This window comes from Verminephrobacter aporrectodeae subsp. tuberculatae At4, from assembly GCF_000193225.1.
Lineage (GTDB): Bacteria > Pseudomonadota > Gammaproteobacteria > Burkholderiales > Burkholderiaceae_C > Acidovorax > Acidovorax aporrectodeae.
Map to the genome: position 1 here is coordinate 1 of NZ_AFAL01000155.1, position 4688 is coordinate 4688.

The following is a 4688-nucleotide window of genomic DNA, read 5'->3' on the forward strand; positions in this document are numbered from 1 at the left end:
TGTTTATGAAAGTCTGTATGAGGAAATTGTCACGAGTAACTACCTCGTACAACATGACTCGGTACTTCCCGAAAACCGATACGTCACTTCCTTTTATCACGACTGAGCAGGTTGTATTTCCCTCGCCGGTAACGGTTGCATTGACTGGCGAAGGACCCACCAAGGTGCATTTTGAGGATACCCTGCTAAGATTGTCTCCTGTCACCGATAGTTGAGCAGTGGATTGATCGTCCAATTCGACGGAGGTTGGAGTAATGGAATCTACGGAAAACGGCGATTTGTCGTCTACTATTTCAACATCTACAAGAAAGTCATCCGACGTATGAAATACCTCTCCATGCTGGGATAATAGTTTGAAGCTGATGGCAGCCGATACGGAGGGGCCGGGCAAACTGTGGAAACTTTGCGGCACGAAAAAACTGAAAGTCCAATTGCCTAATTCAAAACTCTCTTCGAAATTGGTAACGTCATGCGGATCACCATTTACCAAAAGCTTCAGCTCATATATTTTTGTTCTGGTCGGGTCCACTCCGAGAAGAGGATGTACGAAAACTATTCCTTCAGTCCCGATTTTCAAAGGAAGAGGCAGGACATCCTCTACATCTACGATTGGCATAAAGTTCCAGAGTTTTTGCTTGAGCGTCATCTCAAGCGTGTTGATGACATTCTTTGGGAAGATCGGACACGGAGATTTGTGTGGGACCTTCAAAGATCGGTGATCTTGGTGGAGAGGGCGGGCTCGAACCCACGGCAAGTCACCCGCTCTCCCGGTTTGATTGAAATTGATTGGCTAAGAGAGGGTAACCGTCACACGGATCTTTTGCACTACTACTGTTTGTTCGGTGCCGCTATTCGGATTCTTATATCTGACGGTAAACTGATACGTACCCGGCTGAATAGTACCCGGGGGAGTCAAAAATTTGCATTCCATTCTGTTTGATGTACGCGTAAAAATACTCAATTGATAGGAATCCCCGAACTGGATGGAGACTATTTGCTCGAAGTTGTCTCCCACAAAATGAAAACGGAAATTGGTGCTCGTTATAAACGCTTTGATAACCGTGAAGGGAGCGCAACTATTGATTCTGAATATTGAAGCCGGAGGACTTGGCCGGAGCGTCAGCGGAAGCATGTTGGTAACATTTATCGGTTTTCCTTTATTGGTAGCCGAAAGTTTGAGGGTTGCTGTTTCCTTGAGCCGAACTTTCGGGAGAGAAGACAGGGTGCAGTCAACGCGGCATTCGGTGTTGGAAACGTGTATGATACCTCTGTGGGAAACGTCCATGGTGTACCCGCTTGCTGCATTAATCTGTATATCTCCAATACGTACGTCATCCCAAGCACAGGTAGCATCGTCTTTGGAAATTTCCAATGAGAAATTGTTACCTTGCCACAGAATACTCGGATTCATGGAAAGCAAGGTCAAAATCGGTGGAAGAATTTTTTCTTCGATATGTATGAAAATCGGTGCGATGAAAGTGTCATGAGTGGCTTCTGCGAACAAGAGTATTCGATACGTCCCGAAAACTGATACATCGCTTCCTTCGATCGTCACTGAGCAATTTGTAGCACTAGCGCCGGTGATGGTTGCGCCTACTGACGAAGGACCCACCAAGTTGCAGTTTGAGTACGCCTTGTCAAAACCGGTTCCCGTCAGCAACAGTTTGGCAGTGGATTGAGCGTCCAATTTGACGGAGGTTGGAGTAATGGAAGCTACGGAAAACAGCGATTTGTCGGTATCGATTTCAACATATATAGTGCAGTCATCCCGAGTTTGAAATATATTCCCTCCGTCCGATACTTTAAATTTGATGGTAGTCAATGCTGCGGGTCCGGCCTCACTGAGAAAACTTTGCGGCACGAAAAAACTGAAAGTCCAATCGGCTGATGCAAAATCCCTTTGATACTGGACGACGGCATGCGACGCACCATCTGACACATCCAGCGTCATGTCATGTATTATTGCCGTGGCCTGATCCACTCCGGGAATGGGTTGCACACAAATGAATCCTTCAGCCCCGATATTCAACATCGTAGGCAGGACAAACTTGATATCTATGAATGATGGCATGATAAGTTCCAGAGTTTTTGCTTGAGCGTCATCTCAAGCGTGTTGATGACATTCTTTGGGAAGATCGGACACGGAGATTTGTGTGGGACCTTTAAAGACCGGTGATCCTGGTGGAGAGGGCGGGACTCGAACCCACGGCAAGTCACCCGCTCTCCCGCCTGGATTGAAACTGATTGCCTAAGAGGTAATTTCCACGGTGATGTTTTGCACTGTTTGTGATTGTTCGGTGCCGCTTTGCGGATCAATATACTTGACGGTAAACTGATACCTACCCGCCTGAATATCAGTCGGAGGAGGCAAAAATCTGCACTGGAACCCGTATGCTGTCTGCGATATAATACCCATTTGATATGAATTTGCGAACTTGATGGAGGTTATTTGATAGAGGTTGGTTCCCAAAAAACGAAAACGAAAACTGCCGGTCTTTACACGATCTTTGGGAACCGTGAAGGGCGCACAACACGTGATTTTGAATATGCGGGCATGAGGATCTGGCTGAATCGTCAGCGGAAACGTGTTGGTAACATTTATCGGTTTTCCTTCATAGGTAGCCGAAAGTTTGAGGGTTGCTTTTTCCTTGACCCGAACTCTTGGAACAGGATCCAGGGTACAGCCAAGGCTGCCTTCGGTGTTGGAGATACGTTTGATGCTGCCGTGGGGAGCGGCGCCCATGGTGCACCCGCTTGCCGTATTGATCCGTATATCTCCAATACGCACATCATCCCAACTGCTGGTAGCCTCGTCTTTGGAAATTTTCAATGTGAAAATGTCACCCGGCGACAGAGTATCCGGTGCACTGGAAAGCAAGATCAAATTCGGCAGGGGAGCTTTTCCCTCGATATTTATGAAAATCGGTGCGATGAAAGTGTCCTGAGTAGTTGCATCGGACAAGAGTATTCGATACTTCCCGAGAACTGATACATCACTTCCTTGGATCACTACTGTGCAATTTGTAGCACTAGCGCCGGTGACAGTTGCACTTATGGGCGAAGGACCCGCCAGGTTGCAGTTTGAGAATGCCTTGTCAAGAGCGGTTCCTGTCACCGACAGTTGGGCAGTGGATTGAGCGTCCAATTTGACAGAGGTTGGAGTAATGGCAGTCACGGAAAACGGCGGTTTGTTGAGCTCTATGTCAACACATATAATATAGTCATCCATCGTTTGAAATACCTGTCCCCCGTCCAATACTTTAAAGTTGACGATGGCCGTTATGGAGGGTCCGGTTTCACTGATGAAACTTTGCGGCACGAAAAAACTGAAGGTCCAATCGGCTGATGCAAAATCCTTTTGATAATCGGTGACGACATGCGTCTGACCATCCAGCACAGTCAGCGTCAGCTCATCTATTTTTGCCTTGGTCTGATCCACCCCGGGGATGGGCTGCACACAAATGACTCCTTCAGAACCGATTTTCAACACGACAGGCATGACGAACTTGATATCTACGGGTGATGGCATGAAAGCTCCAGGGTTTTGGCGTGGGCGCGGCTGCAAGCAGGTTGGTAACAACACCCGGTTTTTCTTGGGGAAAACCGAGTGCGGGAACTGAATGTATCAATTCGTCTGGGATTGTATCAAATTTTTAAGAGCCGATCATCCAGCAGTCTGCGCGTTCGCGCCATAGGACTTGAATTTTTCGAGCACGCGGTTCATTTCTGCGATGTCCAGGATCGTTGGCGTTCCGGTGGCGCGGGCCAGCAGGTACTGGTGCGCGAGCGCCTCGACCTCGACGGCGAGCGCGAAGGCGCGGCGCAGGTCGGTGCCGATGGCGATCAGGCCGTGGTTCGCGAGCAGGCAGGCGCGCCGGTCTACGAGCGCGGCGAGCGCGTTGCGCGACAGCTCCTCGGTGCCGTAGGTGGCGTAGGGTGCGCAGCGGATGTCGTAGCCCCCGGCTGCGGCCACCATGTAGTGAAAGGCCGGGATCGCCTCGCGCTGCACGGCCAGCGCCGTGGCGTGCGTCGGATGGGCGTGCACCACCGCGCCGGCCTCGGGTCGGCAGGCGTAGATGTCGCGGTGGAAGCGCCATTCCGAGCTTGGCTTGAGCGGCCCGCTCCATTCGCCGTCCATGCGCATCCAGGCGAGCGATTCGGGGCGCATTTCGTCGTAATCGACGCCGCTCGGGCTGATCAGCAGGCCGGCTTCGTCGCCCTGCGCGCAGCGCGCGCTGATGTTGCCCGAGGTGCCTTGCGTCAGGCCGGCGCTGGCGAGCCGCTGGCAGTGCTGCACGATGGCTTGGCGCAGCGCGGTTTCGTTTTGTGGGGTGGGTGTCAGGGAGGTCATGGCGGTAGAGGTGGTGGGGGTGGGGAAGGATCAGCCGGCTGCGTCCGGTGTGTGCACGGCGCGCAACGCGGCGCGCTCGGCGTCGATGAGCGCACGGTAGTCCGCGAGTTCGGACTGCACGCGCTGCGCCGACCAGCCCAGCAGCGGCGCCACGAGGTTGGCGGCGAATGGCGCGAGCGCGCGCGCGCCGTCGGGCAGTTCGATGGACAGGTGCGTGCGGCGCACCAGCAGGTCGGCCAGCGTTTGCGCGCCCTCGGCGCGCACCGCGTACACGAGTTCGGCGGTCAGGTAGTGCGCGGCGCCGGGCAGCGGCAGGCCCAGTTCGGGCTGCGCGTCG

General features: G+C 52.5%; 5 protein-coding genes. All 5 read right to left on the bottom strand.

Annotation, left to right across the window (positions count from 1 at the left end):
- On the bottom strand, nt 1-646 hold a 646-nt coding region (locus tag VTU_RS32525), incomplete at its 3' end, for a hypothetical protein (protein ID WP_138927800.1).
- A 144-nt stretch (nt 647-790) separates the two neighbouring features.
- A complete protein-coding gene (locus tag VTU_RS32530; RefSeq protein ID WP_138927801.1) occupies nt 791-2071 on the bottom strand; it encodes a hypothetical protein in 1281 nt (426 codons plus the stop codon).
- Between the two features lie 177 nt (nt 2072-2248).
- Nucleotides 2249-3529 carry a hypothetical protein gene (locus VTU_RS32535; RefSeq protein WP_138927802.1) on the bottom strand — a complete coding sequence of 427 codons (1281 nt, stop codon included), beginning with the start codon at nt 3527-3529 and terminating at the stop codon, nt 2249-2251.
- Nucleotides 3530-3664: 135 nt separating this feature from the next.
- Nucleotides 3665-4351, bottom strand: coding sequence for a class II aldolase/adducin family protein (locus tag VTU_RS0105395; protein WP_010101602.1), 687 nt, complete (start codon nt 4349-4351; stop codon nt 3665-3667).
- A 30-nt stretch (nt 4352-4381) separates the two neighbouring features.
- Nucleotides 4382-4688: glycerol-3-phosphate dehydrogenase C-terminal domain-containing protein (locus tag VTU_RS25815; protein ID WP_010101603.1), on the bottom strand; the 307-nt coding region annotated here is incomplete at its 5' end.

What these genes read in the sequence shown, in the direction of transcription:
- VTU_RS32530 (WP_138927801.1), bottom strand. Translation starts at nt 2,071, where the DNA reads ATGCCATCATTCATAGATATCAAGTTTGTCCTGCCTACGATGTTGAAT.
- VTU_RS32535 (WP_138927802.1), bottom strand. Translation starts at nt 3,529, where the DNA reads ATGCCATCACCCGTAGATATCAAGTTCGTCATGCCTGTCGTGTTGAAA.
- VTU_RS0105395 (WP_010101602.1), bottom strand. Translation starts at nt 4,351, where the DNA reads ATGACCTCCCTGACACCCACCCCACAAAACGAAACCGCGCTGCGCCAA.